The organism is Sphingomonas sp. SRS2 (assembly GCF_000971055.1).
In the GTDB taxonomy this organism is placed as follows: Bacteria; Pseudomonadota; Alphaproteobacteria; order Sphingomonadales; family Sphingomonadaceae; genus Rhizorhabdus.
The window spans coordinates 1-2,560 of sequence record NZ_LARW01000026.1; the positions used below are offsets into that span (position 1 = coordinate 1).

At 59.6% G+C, this 2,560-nt stretch carries 1 protein-coding gene; it reads right to left on the reverse strand.

The genetic code is table 11. The annotated features are described in order from the left end of the window. Nucleotides 1-69: 69 nt before the first annotated feature. A complete protein-coding gene (locus WP12_RS00160; protein WP_235398776.1) occupies nt 70-1,983 on the reverse strand; it encodes a reverse transcriptase domain-containing protein in 1,914 nt (637 codons plus the stop codon). Between the last annotated feature and the right edge of the window lie 577 nt (nt 1,984-2,560).

The window sequence follows — 2,560 nt, forward strand, 5'->3', positions numbered from 1 at the left end:
CAGTCGGGTAGGATTGGTGCTGCTCAGAGAGTCAGCCCTGATCCCCCCGCCGAACCGCACGTGCAGCTTTCACTGCATGCGGCTCTCCGCTGCGATAATACCATCCATATTCCGGCTATCGGGCAGGCGTCCCCGGTGAGTGTCGGCGTGACACAGATCGCATAGGACTTTCGTCCTGCGCGCCCGTGCGGCCTTCATCATCGTGACGAACCCACTATGCGCAACATCGGCAAGCCCTTCTACGTGATGAACATGACAAGGCCGGTCCGTCCGCCCGCACGCCGCGCATTGCTTGGCGTTCTGGCGATCGACCCAGTCAGTCCGTGAGTGCGAGTAGATTTGCGTCCAAGGCGGAATATCCACCTTGGCCGGGTCCACCCGATCACGTTTCAGATCCATCAGCTTCCAGACCTTGACCGACCGAGGCTGGCCGTCGACGACGTAGCCGACGCTATATTCCTGCCCCGACCTCATGCGGGCGGCGACGACACGCACGCTACTTTTGTGCTTGCTCGCCAAGGTCTTGAACATGCTCCAACGCTGAATGAACTCAAGCCGGTTGAGCTTGAATTTCACGTCTCTCGCAAGAGCGTAGTAGTTCGCAAACCCCCGCAGTTCGGCGTTGTAGGCAAGGACGATTTCGACATCGCTACAGCTTAGGAGAGCGTTCCGGTGGCTGGCCTTCAACACGGCCATGTCACCATATCCCTTCCTCGAGGCGAACCCGAACACCTTCTCCCACGGCACGTTGAGTTGCATTACCTCCGAAGGGGGCCTGCGGCTGAAATGCTGCGAGCCAAGCTGGCTCCGCACCGTCCACTGGCGTCCCGTGTAGGTTCGCACCTCATAACCGAGGAAGGCGGCGCCGTCGCTCGCCTTGCGGATACCGCTTTTCTCCTCGGACACGCTCAGCGCCAGCGCGTTGGTCAGGAAAGCCCCAACCTCGGCGAAGACCTGTCGCGCATCTTCCTTGCTACCGATCACACCAATGAGGAAATCATCGGCATAGCGGCAATAGCGGAGTCGGCGATATCCGGCGTCCATGCCATCTCGCGACGGCAACGTACGCATCTGTTTCGACATGATGTCGATCTTGGCCAGAACAGCCTTGATCGTCACCTCGTCGACGTTGTCGCGGGCTTGAAGACTTTTGAGCCGCTTTCGCTGTTTCGCGATGCGTGCTGCCAATCTCCGGTACTCCGGATTCATGGCGCGGGTCTTGCCCTTCTCGAAGGCGGCAATCCGGCCTGCGACGAACTCATCGAGCTCGTGCAGGTAGATGTTTGCCAAGATCGGGGAGACGATCCCGCCTTGCGGAGTGCCGCTGTAGGTCGGGGTGTTCACCCGTCCCTCCATGACGCCCGCCTTCAGCATGTCGCCGATCAGGCCAACGAACTTTTCGTCGTCGATCCGTTTCCGCAACAGCGTGAGCAGAACGTCATGGTCGATGTTATCGAAGAATCCAGCGACATCCACATCAACAAGCCACTTCACGCCCGTCCAGACGGCTTTTACATGTTCAAGTGCCGTGTGACACGATCTCCCCGGTCGAAATCCATGCGAGGCGTTCGAGAACACCGGTTCATAGATCTTTTCGAGAAGTTGGCGCGCCACCTCCTGGACGAGACGGTCGTCGCGCGTGGGTATACCAAGCGGACGCCGCTTTCCCTTGCCTTTCGGGATAAACACCCGACGCACTGGTCTCGGCTTATAGGCTCCGGTCGTCACGCTCGCGATCAACGGATCGAGGTCCTCGGGACCGAAGTCCGCGAAGGTCTCGCCATCGACGCCCGGCGTCATCGCTCCCCGATTGGAGGCGATCTTGCTGAGTCCCTGCTCCCAAAGAAGCCGAGACCCCATCAGACGATGAAGCCCATTCACCCGTTTGCCCGACGCTGCCAGCGTCGGAATGGCCTCCAACCGGGCCATCACAGTTTCAGGTAGCATCAGCACACCCCATGATTTGCGGTTGAAGTATCGCAACTGCCGCCCTTCTCCCGGTGGTCCCCGTTTTCGGCCCGGTCGCCCGTTCCTTATGCGGATGCACCGTCTCCCCGAATGGGGGAGCTGTCCCGGGCATTACCCCGGGCATTTGAATACTATGGCGGCTCCGTACCCATGCAGGTCGGCCGAAGCCGCCTGTTTAGGGCATCCCGTAGTTACACTGATCGGAGATACGACGCGGTTAGGTGTCCCGTTCATCCACTGAACCCTCGACGAGAGGCGCGCCGGACGGGCTGAGGAGCAAAGGGCCAAGACATGAGACCCTTGCCATCGTCCGGAACTGGCGTGTCAGTCGCTTTCGCCAGAATCGCTATATAGATCGCTGCAGACTGGGATTTAAGCAGTATAGCCTTCACCGTGCGCGTCTTGCCCTGACCGGCATCGCCCCCTTACGACTGGGACGCATTCGGCCTTACTCCAAGCATGCTATTGTCCCCCGTCCGTTTCCGGATTTCAGGTCTTTCGGACCCGAGGTTAGCTTGGCGGGCAGAGGTTTCCTCAACTTACCTCATCATTACTGATACTCCTTTCAGCGCCACAACGGCGCACTGTCCTT